The 14251-nt window shown below is 54.4% G+C and carries 12 protein-coding genes and 1 pseudogene; 3 read left to right on the top strand and 10 right to left on the bottom strand.

Translation table 11 applies throughout. From position 1 onward, the window contains the following. Window positions 1-285 precede the first annotated feature (285 nt). Together OGY72_RS12045 and OGY72_RS12040 are read right to left on the bottom strand one after the other, a co-directional pair. The gene (locus tag OGY72_RS12045) at window positions 286-1464 is read right to left on the bottom strand and encodes an acetyl-CoA C-acetyltransferase (RefSeq protein WP_003825576.1); all 1179 of its coding nucleotides are present in this window, start codon (window positions 1462-1464) and stop codon (window positions 286-288) included. A 102-nt stretch (window positions 1465-1566) separates the two neighbouring features. Continuing rightward, the gene (locus tag OGY72_RS12040; protein ID WP_003825574.1) at window positions 1567-2451 is read right to left on the bottom strand and encodes a LysR family transcriptional regulator; all 885 of its coding nucleotides are present in this window, start codon (window positions 2449-2451) and stop codon (window positions 1567-1569) included. A 101-nt stretch (window positions 2452-2552) separates the two neighbouring features. Between OGY72_RS12040 and OGY72_RS12035 the strand changes: the two genes are divergently transcribed. Then, a complete protein-coding gene (locus tag OGY72_RS12035) occupies window positions 2553-3008 on the top strand; it encodes a multidrug/biocide efflux PACE transporter (protein ID WP_149281274.1) in 456 nt (151 codons plus the stop codon). 142 nt (window positions 3009-3150) lie between these two features. Then, window positions 3151-4380, top strand: coding sequence for an amino acid permease (locus tag OGY72_RS12030; RefSeq protein ID WP_003825569.1), 1230 nt, complete (start codon window positions 3151-3153; stop codon window positions 4378-4380). Window positions 4381-4432: 52 nt separating this feature from the next. Here OGY72_RS12030 and rcnR read toward each other — a convergent pair whose 3' ends face one another. Further along, window positions 4433-4705 carry a Ni(II)/Co(II)-binding transcriptional repressor RcnR gene (gene rcnR, locus OGY72_RS12025; RefSeq protein WP_003033900.1) on the bottom strand — a complete coding sequence of 91 codons (273 nt, stop codon included), beginning with the start codon at window positions 4703-4705 and terminating at the stop codon, window positions 4433-4435. 120 nt (window positions 4706-4825) lie between these two features. Between rcnR and OGY72_RS12020 the strand changes: the two genes are divergently transcribed. Beyond that, window positions 4826-5728: a nickel/cobalt efflux protein RcnA gene (locus tag OGY72_RS12020; protein WP_286547796.1), complete on the top strand. Its 903-nt coding sequence runs from the start codon at window positions 4826-4828 to the stop codon at window positions 5726-5728. Between the two features lie 45 nt (window positions 5729-5773). On the opposite strand, the gene OGY72_RS12015 is transcribed toward OGY72_RS12020, so the two are convergent. The 7 genes and pseudogenes from OGY72_RS12015 to OGY72_RS11985 form a co-directional block, all read right to left on the bottom strand. Then, on the bottom strand, window positions 5774-7156 hold the full coding sequence (locus tag OGY72_RS12015; RefSeq protein WP_063940928.1) for an amidohydrolase family protein: 1383 nt from the start codon (window positions 7154-7156) through the stop codon (window positions 5774-5776). 12 nt (window positions 7157-7168) lie between these two features. Next, window positions 7169-8119 carry a carbamate kinase family protein gene (locus OGY72_RS12010; RefSeq protein ID WP_148361507.1) on the bottom strand — a complete coding sequence of 317 codons (951 nt, stop codon included), beginning with the start codon at window positions 8117-8119 and terminating at the stop codon, window positions 7169-7171. A gap of 26 nt (window positions 8120-8145) precedes the next feature. Continuing rightward, window positions 8146-9696: a hypothetical protein gene (locus tag OGY72_RS12005; RefSeq protein WP_003825560.1), complete on the bottom strand. Its 1551-nt coding sequence runs from the start codon at window positions 9694-9696 to the stop codon at window positions 8146-8148. A gap of 117 nt (window positions 9697-9813) precedes the next feature. After that, window positions 9814-11232 (bottom strand): YlbE family protein, encoded by a 1419-nt coding sequence (locus OGY72_RS12000; RefSeq protein WP_286547795.1) that lies wholly within the window; start codon window positions 11230-11232, stop codon window positions 9814-9816. Next, window positions 11232-12779, bottom strand: a complete 1548-nt coding sequence (gene fdrA, locus OGY72_RS11995) for an acyl-CoA synthetase FdrA (protein WP_063940924.1) — start codon at window positions 12777-12779, stop codon at window positions 11232-11234. The genes OGY72_RS12000 and fdrA overlap by 1 nt, the downstream gene beginning before the upstream one ends. Further along, window positions 12757-13482: pseudogene (locus tag OGY72_RS11990) on the bottom strand (oxamate carbamoyltransferase subunit AllH family protein); the annotation flags it as partial. The gene fdrA and the pseudogene OGY72_RS11990, both read right to left, overlap by 23 nt. 16 nt (window positions 13483-13498) lie before the next feature. Next, a protein-coding gene (locus tag OGY72_RS11985; protein WP_103215986.1) for an IS1-like element IS1A family transposase occupies window positions 13499-14196 on the bottom strand; the annotation gives its coding sequence in 2 pieces (ribosomal slippage) (window positions 13499-13947 and window positions 13947-14196; 699 coding nt in all). Window positions 14197-14251: the final 55 nt, after the last annotated feature.

Raw genomic sequence — 14251 nt, 5'->3', positions numbered from 1 at the left:
CAAGAAAATCATTTAAAACAATTAGATAGATAAAAACATAAAAGAACAGGTCATTAGTGGCAGGGATAAGATATTGAAAATACAGCCAGGCTCATACGTCGTTCACACACCTTTTCTAACAAAGTGCGCTATCAATCACATGAAATGAAACAACGTTTTGATATGTTGGTAGGGTTTAGAGTGTATGTTTCTGTAACTGGCCTTGCCCTCCTGTTGGAGGGCTTTTTTATAGATGCAGGAGAAAATCATCAGAAAAGGCGTTTAAGCAGAGAAATCGAAGGGAAATTAGTCTCGTTCGATAGCGAGCGCCACGCCCTGACCGCCACCAATACACAGCGTTGCCAGTCCTTTGTGCGCCCGACGCTTCACCATTTCATGTACCAGTGAAACCAGAATTCGGCAGCCAGATGCGCCAATCGGATGGCCGAGAGCAATGGCTCCGCCGTTCACATTTACCCGCCGTTCATCCCACTCCAGCATTTTCCCTACGGATAATGCCTGCGCGGCGAAGGCTTCATTAGCTTCGATAAGATCAACATCAGCCAGTTGCCAGCCCACACGCTCAAGGCAGCGGCGCGTTGCATACACTGGCGCAATCCCCATGAGCGCGGGATCGACCCCGACGCTGGCAAAGGCGCGAATACGGGCCAACACAGGTAAGTTCAGTTCCTGCGCCTTGGCCTCACTCATCATCATCACCGCAGCGGCGCCATCGTTGATGGATGACGCGTTACCCGCCGTTACCGAACCGAGTCTGTCAAAGGTAGGATCCAGACGCGCCAGCCCCTCGGCGCTGGCATCGGTACGCGGTTGTTCGTCGGTGTCCACCACGAACGATTGCCCGTTACGCAGCGTTACCACCGGCACGATTTCATCTTTAAAACGTCCGGCATCAATTGCCATCCGCGCTTTGTGCTGCGAGTGCAGCGCGTAGGCATCCTGCAATTCTCGGCTGATTCCGTATTCTCGCGCCAGGTTTTCCGCGGTAACGCCCATGTGATAATCGTTGAAGGCATCCCACAGACCGTCATGTACCAGGCTGTCGACCAGTTGGCTGTTCCCTAGCTGTGCGCCAGTGCGGCTATCGGTAAGGACATGCGGTGCACGGCTCATATTCTCTTGTCCGCCCGCAATCACAATGTCGGCTTCGCCACACTGGATAGCCTGGGTCGCCAGATGCAGCGCTTTCAGACCCGAGCCACAGACATCGTTAATGGTGATGGCGGAAACGGTATTGGGTAGCCCACCATTGATGGCAGACTGACGTGCAGGGTTCTGCCCGGCACCTGCGGTAAGCACCTGTCCGAGGATCACTTCATCCACAGCGTGAACGTCCACGCCCGTGCGTTCCAGTAACGCCTTGACCACCATGCTGCCTAACTCAACGGCAGAGTGGCGCGCCAGCGTCCCCTGGAAGCAGCCAATCGGTGTCCTTAATGCCCCGACGATCACAACCTCTTTCATCACTACCTCAGCGCAAAATAACACCGCAATAGTAGATGATTGTTAAAAATAGTTATCAAGGTTGTTTAAAAACGGTGATTTTTATCACAAAGGAAATTCGTATCACTTATTGGTCATCTGAACGCCACTCTGCTGCAAATGGTCACGCAACCAGCTTCCTGCCACACCAGGCGGTGATTTCTTATTCCACAACAGATCGATAGAGATAGCCTTTGGCCAGCCGGGCAGTTGTAATTGAACCAGTGGTTTTTCTGCCGCAAACTCCTCCACCAACGCACAAGGGAGCGCGCACCAGCCAAATCCCTGAACAGCCATACTCAGCAATAACAGATAGTTAGGAGCAGACCAGACGGGACCGCGCGCCACGTTGGTGCCGCTTTCCAGATAGGTATTCAGACGCAGCTCGCGCCAGGTGTGGAGTTGCTCCCACTGCAGTTTTTCTTGAGCCGCGAGCGGATGCGACGCTGCAACGTATAATCCCATCCAGGTTTGCATCGGCAGACGCGTAACGCCCATGTCGGTCGGGTAATCCTCCCGCGCTTCGATCAACCCCACCTGTGCGCGTCCTTTTTGCAGCAGATCGATCACGTCTTCATCTTCGCCAATCAGGCATTCAAACTCGGTATGGGGAAACTTGCGATCAAACTGCACCATCAACTCTTCCAGCACATCCGGATGCAGCGTGTCAGACAGCACAAAGGTCAGACGCGCCTCAGTTTCACCCGACAGCGAGATCGCCGCCTCATCGAGACGTTCGCTGGCCGTCAGAATAGCCTGCACATAGCCCAACACCCGCTTACCTTCTTCGGTCAGCGTTGGCTGGCGGGATGAGCGGTCAAACAGTGCAAAACCAAGATCGGCTTCCAGATGCGCAATGGCTGTACTGATAGTGGACTGGCTTTTACGCAGCCGCCGGGCCGCCGCAGAAAATGAACCGCAGGAAACGGTCTCCACAAATGCCGTTAATGCTTCAGGAGAATAACGCATGAGCTATCTACTTTATCGATGGATACTATCTTTTAGATATCACATAAAACGATAAAATTGCCACCATTCCGTTATCCGGGCATCAAAGAAGGTTTTAGGTTATGCAACACGATACTGTCCAACGCCGCTCGTTAGTGGAGCGTATTTTTCATGCCGTCTGCTTTGAAGGCATTGCCACCGCTGTTCTCGCACCAACCACCGCATGGTTGATGCAGCGCTCGGTGCTGGAAATGGGCGGACTGACCATTCTTCTCGCCACCACAGCGATGATCTGGAATATCATTTATAACGCCCTGTTTGACCGTTTGTGGCCGTCACACCAGGTAAAACGTACGGCGAAAGTGCGAGCATTTCACGCCTTAGGTTTTGAGAGCGGTTTTATTGTGATCGGGGTGAGCATCGTGGCGTATGTGCTAAACGTCAGCCTGGTTCAGGCATTCACGCTGGAAATAGGTTTCTTCCTGTTCTTCCTGCCGTACACCATGTTCTATAACTGGGCTTATGACACGTTACGCGAGCGCGTTATGAAGCGCCGCCAGCAGCGCGTTACTGCCTGATAATTAAAATAATAGTCGGAATCTTCTCGGTTCCGGCTATTGTCCCATTCACTCGCCCGCTTGTTCACATCTCCCCCAGCCCCTGCCATTTGTGGTAAATTGCGCTTCTTTTTGTTTATTTTATAGTTGATACGTTCAAATAATGTCGAAATTTTGGTCAAAAGAAGAGACTCTCTGGAGCTTCGCACTATATGGGACTGCCGTCGGCGCAGGAACCCTCTTCCTCCCCATACAGCTGGGTTCTGCAGGCGCGGTGGTACTGTTTATCACCGCTCTCGTCGCCTGGCCTTTAACCTACTGGCCGCACAAGGCGCTATGCCAGTTTATCCTGTCCTCAAAAACGTCGGCTGGTGAAGGGATCACTGGCGCGGTTACGCACTACTACGGCAAGAAGATTGGCAGCCTGATCACCACCCTCTATTTTATTGCCTTCTTTGTGGTGGTGCTGATTTACGCCGTAGCGATAACCAATTCACTCACTGAACAGCTGGCAAAACATATCACTATCGATCTGCGGATCCGCATGCTGGTCAGCTTTGGCGTGGTGCTGGTGCTGAACCTGATTTTTCTGATGGGCCGACAAGCCACTATTCGGGTCATGGGCTTTTTGGTGTTCCCGCTCATCGCGTACTTTTTGTTCCTTTCGCTCTACCTGACCGGAAGCTGGCAGCCAACGCTACTCACCGGCCAGATGTCTTTCGATCAGCACACGCTTCATCAGGTTTGGATATCTATTCCCGTGATGGTTTTCGCTTTTAGCCATACGCCAATTATCTCTACGTTCGCCATCGACAGACGAGAGAAATACGGCGAGCAGGCCATGGGTAAATGCAAAAAAATCATGAAGGTAGCCTACGTCATCATCTGCCTGAGCGTACTGTTTTTCGTCTTCAGCTGTTTGCTTTCGATTCCGACAAACTATATCGAAGACGCGAAAAATGAAGGCGTGACGATTCTTTCCGCGCTGTCGATGATGCCAAACGCGCCGGCATGGCTGTCGATTTCCGGGATCATCGTTGCCGTCGTAGCGATGTCAAAATCGTTCCTCGGCACCTACTTTGGCGTGATTGAAGGGGCAACGGAGGTAGTAAAAACGTCGTTGCATCAGGTGGGTGTGAAGAAAAGCCGGGCCTTTAACCGCGCTCTGTCCATCATGCTGGTCTCGGCTATCACGTTTATCATTTGCTGCATTAATCCTAATGCCATTTCAATGATTTACGCGATAAGCGGCCCGCTGATTGCCATGATTCTGTTTATCATGCCGACATTGTCTACCTATCTGATCCCGGCGCTGAAGCCGTACCGTTCAGTGGGTAATCTGATCACTCTGATTGTCGGTCTGCTGTGCGTATCTGTGATGTTTTTTGGCTAGAACGTGTTGTTTAACGGCTCATTCCAGTAAGCGGATGAGCCGTTAAACTGACTTATTTGATGTACGAATCCAGTACTTTCAGGATCACATCCAAATCTTCTTCGCGCTTAATTTCATCGCCCTGATGCACAATGTGCTCGGTCAGATGACCTTTAATCACTTCGCGCATTAATCCATTTACCGCCCCGCGGATTGCCGCTATTTGCTGCAATACCGCCGCGCATTCATGCGGTTCATCCAGCATGGTTTTCAACGCCGCTACCTGCCCCTGAATCTTGCTGGTTCGGGCTTTCAGCTTTTGTTTGTCGCGGATCGTATGTGACATAACTTTACCTTTTTAACGTCTGGCTGTAGGGACAATACCATCGACATTCTACTGGGGGGTAGTATTTGATACTGGGGGGGAGTAGAATCAGACGAAACTAAACAACTAAGAATCATTCTCATGGGTGAGTTTTCTACGCTTCTTCAGCAAGGCAACGCCTGGTTTTTCATTCCCAGCGCGATTCTACTGGGTGTGTTACACGGCCTGGAGCCGGGGCATTCCAAGACGATGATGGCGGCCTTTATTATTGCCATTAAGGGGACCATCAAACAGGCGGTGATGCTGGGGCTGGCAGCAACGCTGTCGCATACCGCCGTAGTTTGGTTGATTGCGCTCGGTGGCATGTATATCAGCAAAGCGTTTACCGCCCAGGCCGTTGAGCCCTGGCTGCAATTTATCTCGGCGATAATTATTCTCGGGACCGCATTCTGGATGTTCTGGCGAACCTGGCAGGGAGAGCAGAACTGGCTGGCCCAGACGCATCACGACCACGATCACGGGCATCACCACCACCATGATCATGACGACCATCATCATGACCACGATGACGATCATCACCATCACCATCACGAACACGAACACGAACACGAGCATAATCACGACCATGCCGCACTGGCAGGACTCACCGAAGGCTCGAAAGAGTATCAGGATGCCCACGAACGGGCGCATGCCACCGATATTCAGCGCCGCTTTGCGGGCAAAGAGGTCACCAACGGCCAAATATTATTGTTCGGTCTGACCGGCGGGCTTATCCCGTGTCCAGCCGCCATTACGGTGCTGCTGATTTGCATCCAGCTCAAAGCCTTCACGCTGGGTGCCACCATGGTGCTGTGCTTTAGCCTCGGGCTGGCACTGACGCTGGTAACGGTGGGCGTGGGAGCGGCAATCAGCGTGCAGCAGGCGGCCAAACGCTGGAGCGGATTTAACACGATGGCACGCAAAGCCCCCTATTTTTCCAGTGTGCTCATTGCGATGGTCGGTTTATATATGGGGATTCACGGCTATATGGGGATCGTCGGTTAACACTAAGAGAGCGCAGCAGCGATTGCCGCTGCGCGTAAAACCAGGCTAGCTTTCGACATTGCCCCACACCAGTTGCCCTTTATGGAAGGTCGCGGTGCGTGGAGAAATTCGCGCGACCGCTTCCGCCGAACAGGAGGCATCCACCAGCACAAAGCTGGCTTCATCCTGCGCTTTCGGCCAAACGCGCTCACCTTTTTCGTTAAGCGGCAACACATCGCCGGTGGCGAGGAACAACGCCCGCGACAGGTTGAGTTCGTTGGGGCGAATATAGAGCTGCGCGTACAGATTTGCCTTTTCCAGCATGTCGCCCAGCCCGTACGGCGACCAGTGATCAATTACGCTGTCGGTTCCGGTAATCACTTCCACGCCTTTATCGCGCAGCTGCTTGAGCGGCATGTGCAAGGTACCGATCGGCACCGTCGAGGCAATGGTAATCTGCTGCGTCGCCATGCGGCCCGCCAACGTGTCTACCTGCTGTTCGTTCAACGTTGCCAGTGCAAACGCGTGGCTGATGGTCAGTTTGCCCTTTAACTGCGGCGTTTTCTCCACCGTTTCCACCATGTAATTCACCGCCGCCACGCCTGCCGGACTGGTTTCATGCAGATGGATATCTACGCCTTTATCGTAATCCAGCGCAATCTGGAACATGGTGTCGAGGGATTTTTCCATCGCCCCATCCACGCTGGTTGGGTCCAGACCGCCGACGTAATGCGCTCCCGCCTGCATCGCTTCGCGCATCAGCGGTTCAGATTTTGATAACAGCAGGCCATGCTGCGGAAATGCCACGATTTCACAGGCAAAACCCGGCTGACGACGCGCCAGTACCGCCTGCAGGTTTTCGAGATTTTTCAGCCCGGAAACCGGTTCTATGTTGCAGTGGCTGCGGGCGATCGAGGTGCCTTTTGATTGCAGCAGATCGATCAGCTTTTCTGCGCGCTCCTGCGTATAAGGCTGGAGTTCAGGCAGCAGCTTTTGTTCCAGGCGGATCATATCCTGAATAGTGGTGCCAGCCGGGCGGTTCAGCGAACGCCAGGGACCGCCGTAAAAGGTTTTATCCAGATGGATGTGCATGTCGCGCATGGCGGGCAGCATCAGCTTTCCACCCGCATCGTAGTGCGGCAGCGTCGCATCCGGATGCTGCTTATTCTCGCGCAGCGCAACGATTTTTCCGTCCTGGATTTCAACGGTTTGCAGCGCGGTACGGGTATGCACCACCACTGAGTTTTCGTAATCAAAGCCCGCTTCCAGCAGGACGTTATCCAGGTAATAGTGTTTATCGTTAATCGTCATTGTGCTCTTCGACCCGCAGGTGTTCCCGACAGGATTAGCAGCATACGCGACCGGAGCGACCGCGCCAAACAGCGCGGCAGCGGTCACCATTTTTCCGCTCTGGCTTAAAAATTCACGGCGGCTGTTACTTTCCTTCATTCACGTCTCCTCTCAGGAATGGACAATATGGGTGCCCGTTTCGCCGCGCAGTGCGGCGGGCAGGCATTCCGGCGTGGTGATGATCACTCGTTTACCGCCACGCTCCAGAAACGTCAGGCTGGCAACGATCTTGGGTAACATGCTGCCAGGCGGGAAATGTCCCTCGTGCATGTACCGGGTCATCGTTGCGACATCCACCGTATCCAGCGCCTGCTGGTTGGGTTTGCCAAAATGGATACAAACCTGCTCGACGCCGGTGGTGATCACCAGAATGTCGGCGCGGATCTCCTGTGCCAACAGCGCCGTGGAGAGATCTTTATCAATCACCGCGTCCACGCTCTGGTAATCCCCTTGATCGCTACGCACCACCGGGATCCCACCGCCGCCCGCGCCAATCACCACAAAGCCTTGCTGGGTCAGCGTTTTGATCGCCTCCGCCTCGACAATGCGCTTCGGTTGTGGAGAGGCGACTACCCGACGGTAGCCACGCCCCGAATCCTCAACAAAGCGCCAGCCCGGATTGACCCGCTGCAGTTCATCACGCTGCGCTTCGCTAAAGAACGCCCCGATGGGCTTGGTCGGATTAGCGAAGCCCGGATCGTTTTTGTCGACCTCCACTTGCGTTACTACCGTAACTGCCTTCTGCTCACCGCGCCGCGCCAGGCGGTTATTCAGCGCCTGTTGGATCAGATAACCGATACCGCCCTGCGTATCGGCAACGCAGTTTGCCAGCGGGGTAAGCGGCAGCCCTTCACGCTCGTGCGCGATTTCCGCACGCCGCAGATCCAGCCCTACCTGTGGCCCGTTACCGTGCGTCAGCACAATGTTGTAGTCCGATGCCAGCATCTCCAGCACCGTATCCGCTACCGCTTTCACCGCTTCAGCCTGGTGTTCAATCGACTGGCTGGCGTTATCTTTGATAATGCTGTTGCCGCCAATGGCAACGACCACAAGTTCTTTCATAGTATTATCTTCCGCTTGCAGGCAATTCAGGTCGTTTTCGTCGGTTCCTGCTCAGGCGCAGTCACCGCTTCACGGCTATCCAGAACATGCTTAAGGACAAACATTCCGCTCATCATGAGGTAGGCCACAACAAACATCATCGAGCTGCCTTCCGCAAAGCCAACCGCCGGGGAGTGAATCACGCCAAACAGCGATAGCAGCGCGCCAAAGGCTGCGGCAATCGCCCCTCGCAGCGGCTTATTCATAATGGCGAAGATAGCGACGCAGCCCCACAGCATGCTGGCCAGCGGCGCGCCGCTTCCCAGATGCACCAGTCCGTCGTAATAGACACCTTTGCTGTGCAGCAAGTCGCTACCCAGTTTCCCCGCGGATGTTCCGGCAGCGCCCATCACGCTGTTGACGATGGTCAATGCCCAGTTGGCAATCCACGGGAAAAGACAGATGAAGATGACGGGAACCTCGACTTTGGGCGTTTCTCGCACCACCTGGTTGGCGGTCACCACGCCGATAAACACCAGAATCGGCACTATCGCGGTCATCGGAATAATGGCGAGCATAAACGCCCCCAGCCCAAACAGCGGCACCAGGAACATGGTGATGCCTGAAGCGAGGGTATAGCCGATGCTGGCACCCATCGCTTTCCAGCCCGCATGCCCAACATATACGGTCACCGGGAACGGGTTACCCAGCATGCAGCCGAGCATGGAAGCAAAGCCGTTCGCCATCATGACCTTACGGGTGTTGTACTCATCGCCCGCCGCGTGCGCACTTTCAATGTTCTCGAGGTCAAAAATGTAGTTCGCCAGACCCAGAGGAACCGCAGAAGCCAGATACGGCAGCGCGTGCGGCAAACCTTGCAGGAAGCTGTCGACATGAATTTCCGGTGGGTTGAAGCCAAAGGAAGACATCGACGCTTTAATGGCTTCCGGGCTTTGCAAACCGGAGATCCACGCCAGGGCCGTACCGGCAATCAGCAGCAGCAAACCGGTAGGAATACGAGCAAAAATCGGCTTCTTACCGAACCAGTTAATGAAGATCAGCAACAGGACGATGAAAGAGACGGTCGGCGCTTCGAATGCCTGCAGCATCGGGTTCATCGCCAGCAGCAACAGCCCCAGGCCGGACAGACAAGAAAGCAGTACCGTACGTGGGATCATCTTGCGGATGGTCTCGCCCAGGAAGGAGCCACCCACCAGGATCAACGCTTCGACAAAGCACCACACCAGGGCTATCTGGATAGCGAAGTTGGCATCTTTGGTTTGCTGATAAACCGGCATCAGCACCAGGAAGGTCACGGTGAAGATTGACGGTGCACTTGGTCCGGACGGCAGCGCCGTTACGTCGTTACGCCCGGTGTGCTTTGCCATCTGCAGGCCAAACCAGGCGTAGCAGACGCTGGCCACCAGCACCGCCAGACCAAAGGCAGGCGCAATGCGACCATAGACAATTTCGGTAGGGATCCCGACGACAAAAATGAGTAGTCCCATCATTGTCAGCAGGTTAGTCAGGTTGTTGGTCATCAGCCCAAAGTAAGCCGCCCAGTCACCACGTTTCCATTCTAGTTTTATGCTGTTCATGGAATATCCTTAACAGGTTAAGCATCGTTTGCGATCGCGGAGATCGCCCAGCCCTGCAGGTAAGCAACGTTTTTCGCTTCGCTACTGTGGGGCTAACCGCGTTAGCCCCGGTTATTGTTATTGGCAGTAGCGGTCGCGCCAGTTGAGGATCGCCTTTTCAAAACAGGCGAACGGCGGGTGAACTATTCCGGCGCCGATCATGCCGATCCCCGCGTCTTTGTGCGCAATAGCGGTGTTGATCACCGGCAGAATGCCAGTGCTGCCTACGCGCGTAATATCGATAGCGGTCGGTACGCCCATAAAACCAAGCAGCGGAATGGTGACGTTGGGGTTTTCGCCGAGAGTGATTTCACGCATCTGGCGCGAGAAATCAACGGCCTCTTCGACCGTACCGCCCACCAGCGCTACGATGGCCGGTGCCGTCGCCATAGCGAAACCGCCAATGCCGTAGGTTTCGGTGATCGCGCTATCGCCGATATCACGTCCGGAATCTTCCGGCTTATAGCCCGCAAACATCGGCCCAATCACCTGCTGCGCCGGACCGGTAAACCACTGGCCCGGTAAACCGCTAATGCGCAGACCGAACTCAACGCCGTTGCGCGCCATCGTCGTCACCACGGTGCTGTATTCAATACCGTGCGCAGCGTCCATTGCGGCTTTACACATCGCCATCCAGGTCGGTCCGGAGAAGTAATCACTACTAAGGACGAACTCGAACACCTCACGTTGCTGCTCAACCGGATAACCGGTCTGAATAATCCACGGCGTCAGCGCCTGAATCAGCAGCGCCGTCCCGGCGTTGTTGCGGTTATGGCACTCATCACCCATGTGCAGCGCCTGCGCCAGCATCAGACGCAGATCGATTTCGCCCGCCAGCTTCATAGCGTCGCGCAGCATCGGTCCCAGCACATCGCGCATCCAGTGCAAACGATCGATAACGCTCTGATCGTTCGCGCCCATGCGCAGGATCTTCGCCATCTGCTCGCTCATATTGGTATATGCGCGGTTGCCATAGGTTTTGTTCTCGACGATGTGCATAAACATCGATGCCGATGTCACGCCCGCCATCGAGCCGACACAGTCATGCTCGTGGCACGGAGAGAAGATGATTTCACCCGAGGCGGCCAGTTCCGCGGCTTCATCCAGATCTTTCGCCAGCCCTTCAAAGACCAGCACCCCGGTTACCGCCCCCTTCATTGCGCCGCACATTTTTTCCCAGCGGATTGGCGGCCCGGCGTGCAGGATGGTGTTACGGGTCATGCCCGGCACGACGTTGATCGCCTGGTCATAGCCAATCAGCACCGGATGCGACTGGATAATACGTTCCAGCGCCTGCTGGTTAGCGGCCGCGATTTTGTCTGCCAGCGGCGAATCGGCAATGTCGTCCAGCGCGGCCACGACCTGCATGTTGCCCTGCCCCGGCGGCGTCCAGTCGAGCTGGGTCACCGGTATGTTCTGCTTTTTCAGGTCATCGCTGAACATTGCGATGCCAACGTTAATCACGTTCAGCGGCTGGTTAAACAGTGTCTGGCTCATCAGGCTTCCTCCCCTTTACAGATAAATTCACGCGCCAGCAATCCGGTGTTGGTGCTACTGCTCGCCCAGATAACCCCGGCGTCGGTCAGCATCTGACACTGTTTTTCCAGCGACGGCGTATCAAGATCGGTTCCCAGCACATAGCCGAGGATCTCAAGCGGACGACCGTCTGCGGCGGCGATCGCTTTGGCTTCAACGATCGCATCGAGCATCACGCCAACCGGATCTTCATGTGATCCAAATCCAAGGACGAAGTCCATCACGATCACGCCAACTTCAGGATCGCGCGCTTCCTGCAACAGACGACTAATGCGGTTGGTGGGATCGATCATCGGGTGCGGTTTGCCATTGGTAAAATCGTCATCACCGAAATCCAGGAAGGTATGCGCCACGCTGCGGTTGAGATCTTTCAGGCGGAACGCCGGATCCGGATGAATGTTGCTGTAAACTTCGGCATGTTTTTCCATGGCAGCAAACATCGCCTCATCGCACAACGTGCCGCCACAGAACAAGCCACGGATGTACTTTTGTTGCGGGGTCAGACGGGCGCGAACCTCTTCAATCAGCGGCCAGTTAAGTGGATGCAGGTCCAGGCTCTCTTTTTTCACGCCGGTCAGCAGCACCGCTTTCAGCGCCGCTTCTTTAGTACCACGGGCAAACTGCAGACCTTTTTCATCCGCAGGCGCGGCTTCACGTCCGAGGAAACACACCACCACGGGCTTATGACAGGCGCGTGCACGTTCCAGCACCTTGTGCGCCACCGCTGGCGCAGGCGGTTTTGAGATAAGTGCGATGATCTCAGTTTGCGGATCGGCCTCCAGCATGCCAATCGCGTCAAGCATCATCAGGCCGCCAATCTTTTCACTCAGATCGCGTCCACCTGTGCCAATTAGCTGGGAAATCCCGCCGCCAAATTCGTGAATGCGTACGCTCAGCTCCTGGCTGCCGGTACCGGAGGCACCAATAATTCCGATGTTGCCGCGACGCACCGCGTTGCCAAAACACAGCGCCGCACCGTTAATGATGGCGGTTCCGCAATCGGGCCCCATCATTAACAGCCCTTTTTCATGCGCCAGCTGCTTAAGCGCCAGCTCGTCCTCAAGAGAGACGTTGTCAGAGAACAGCATCACATTGAGGTTATTTTGCAGCGCCTGACGCGCTTCACGCGCGGCAAACAGGCCATTGACCGAGATCACCGCCAGATTGCTGTCAGGAACATGCTTCTTCGCGCTGGCAAGCGTGGCATAGTGCGCTTCATGCTGGCCACCCTGCTCTTTATGCGTAAACAGATCGTCAATCGCCACCAGCGTCTGGTCGTTCGCCGCCTCGCTGGCACCTTTAATGACAATCATCAGATCGCCACTTTTCGCCTCTTCCAGCTCAGGCGTCAGCAGGCCGAGATTCTTCAGCACGCCCTTATTCATTTCTGTCGCCATAGCCACGAATGCCTGCTCAACGCCATCGAGCTTATTTGCGCGCGTAGAGATAGACATCAGTGAGACAGAATCAAAATACGTGTTCTTTTTAACAACTATCCTGATCGACATAATTCCCTCCGGACCTGTGGCTCAGGGCGCAGGCATCCGCCATGCCATACAGCATGTCGCAGCCAGAACTTGAGCCGATATTTTTAATGTCAGTAATATATTGCGTAGAAACGGGTTGTTGCTCAGTAATAAATTGGTTCAGCAGCCGTCCGATGCTTTCCCGATAACGCTGATTAAATGCTTCCTCTAGCGTTATTTTGCTGAGTAGCGTTGTATTATTTCCGGCACGTTGTAATGCTGCTAAAAAATCGTCTCGATATTTCCTCAGCGGATGTCCGGGAATAAATAAAATGGTGCTTAAACCTACTAAATAATCATCCGATGAGGGCGTCAGCCCTATCCCCAAACCAATTAAATGGCTGACCGCCGTAGTAATATTTTCTCCTGTACGCAACGCCGTCAGTAATGTTTGTCGGCGGTTGAGTAATTGACGGGTGATTTCCTGATAAAACGGGTTGTCACCCCGGTACAGAAATAATGTGTCGTCGCTTTTTAGCTGTTGGCGGATAACCTCTTCCCAATGCTGCCAGCCGACTGCGGCAAGGCTTGCTGCATCAGATGTCCACCGTGGTATTCGCCACAGCAGGCAACCTGCGGTTTCTATCCATTTATCATTGCCAACAACTATTCCCGACCCGCTAAAACTGACCCGCTCACCGGGGTGAAACAGGTCTTCACAATGCGTCAGCGCCACCCGACAGCTGGGTAATGACTCCAACTTATTGATAGTGTTTTATGTTCAGATAATGCCCGATGACTTTGTCATGCAGCTCCACCGATTTTGAGAACGACAGCGACTTCCGTCCCAGCCGTGCCAGGTGCTGCCTCAGATTCAGGTTATGCCGCTCAATTCGCTGCGTATATCGCTTGCTGATTACGTGCAGCTTTCCCTTCAGGCGGGATTCATACAGCGGCCAGCCATCCGTCATCCATATCACCACGTCAAAGGGTGACAGCAGGCTCATAAGACGCCCCAGCGTCGCCATAGTGCGTTCACCGAATACGTGCGCAACAACCGTCTTCCGGAGCCTGTCATACGCGTAAAACAGCCAGCGCTGGCGCGATTTAGCCCCGACATAGCCCCACTGTTCGTCCATTTCCGCGCAGACGATGACGTCACTGCCCGGCTGTATGCGCGAGGTTACCGACTGCGGCCTGAGTTTTTTAAGTGACGTAAAATCGTGTTGAGGCCAACGCCCATAATGCGGGCGGTTGCCCGGCATCCAACGCCATTCATGGCCATATCAATGATTTTCTGGTGCGTACCGGGTTGAGAAGCGGTGTAAGTGAACTGCAGTTGCCATGTTTTACGGCAGTGAGAGCAGAGATAGCGCTGATGTCCGGCAGTGCTTTTGCCGTTACGCACCACCCCGTCAGTAGCTGAACAGGAGGGACAGCTGATAGAAACAGAAGCCACTGGAGCACCTCAAAAACACCATCATACACTAAATCAGTAAGTTGGCAGCATCACC

Source organism: Citrobacter sp. Cpo221, from assembly GCF_030332345.1.
Lineage (GTDB): Bacteria > Pseudomonadota > Gammaproteobacteria > Enterobacterales > Enterobacteriaceae > Citrobacter > Citrobacter portucalensis.
Note: the sequence above shows the minus strand (reverse complement) of the source record. Positions and strands in the feature narration are given on the sequence as shown.

Coding starts and splice junctions, on each gene's coding strand:
- OGY72_RS12045 (WP_003825576.1), bottom strand. CDS start 1,464: ATGAAAGAGGTTGTGATCGTCGGGGCATTAAGGACACCGATTGGCTGC.
- OGY72_RS12040 (WP_003825574.1), bottom strand. CDS start 2,451: ATGCGTTATTCTCCTGAAGCATTAACGGCATTTGTGGAGACCGTTTCC.
- OGY72_RS12035 (WP_149281274.1), top strand. CDS start 2,553: ATGCAACACGATACTGTCCAACGCCGCTCGTTAGTGGAGCGTATTTTT.
- OGY72_RS12030 (WP_003825569.1), top strand. CDS start 3,151: ATGTCGAAATTTTGGTCAAAAGAAGAGACTCTCTGGAGCTTCGCACTA.
- rcnR (WP_003033900.1), bottom strand. CDS start 4,705: ATGTCACATACGATCCGCGACAAACAAAAGCTGAAAGCCCGAACCAGC.
- OGY72_RS12020 (WP_286547796.1), top strand. CDS start 4,826: ATGGGTGAGTTTTCTACGCTTCTTCAGCAAGGCAACGCCTGGTTTTTC.
- OGY72_RS12015 (WP_063940928.1), bottom strand. CDS start 7,156: ATGAAGGAAAGTAACAGCCGCCGTGAATTTTTAAGCCAGAGCGGAAAA.
- OGY72_RS12010 (WP_148361507.1), bottom strand. CDS start 8,119: ATGAAAGAACTTGTGGTCGTTGCCATTGGCGGCAACAGCATTATCAAA.
- OGY72_RS12005 (WP_003825560.1), bottom strand. CDS start 9,696: ATGAACAGCATAAAACTAGAATGGAAACGTGGTGACTGGGCGGCTTAC.
- OGY72_RS12000 (WP_286547795.1), bottom strand. CDS start 11,232: ATGAGCCAGACACTGTTTAACCAGCCGCTGAACGTGATTAACGTTGGC.
- fdrA (WP_063940924.1), bottom strand. CDS start 12,779: ATGTCGATCAGGATAGTTGTTAAAAAGAACACGTATTTTGATTCTGTC.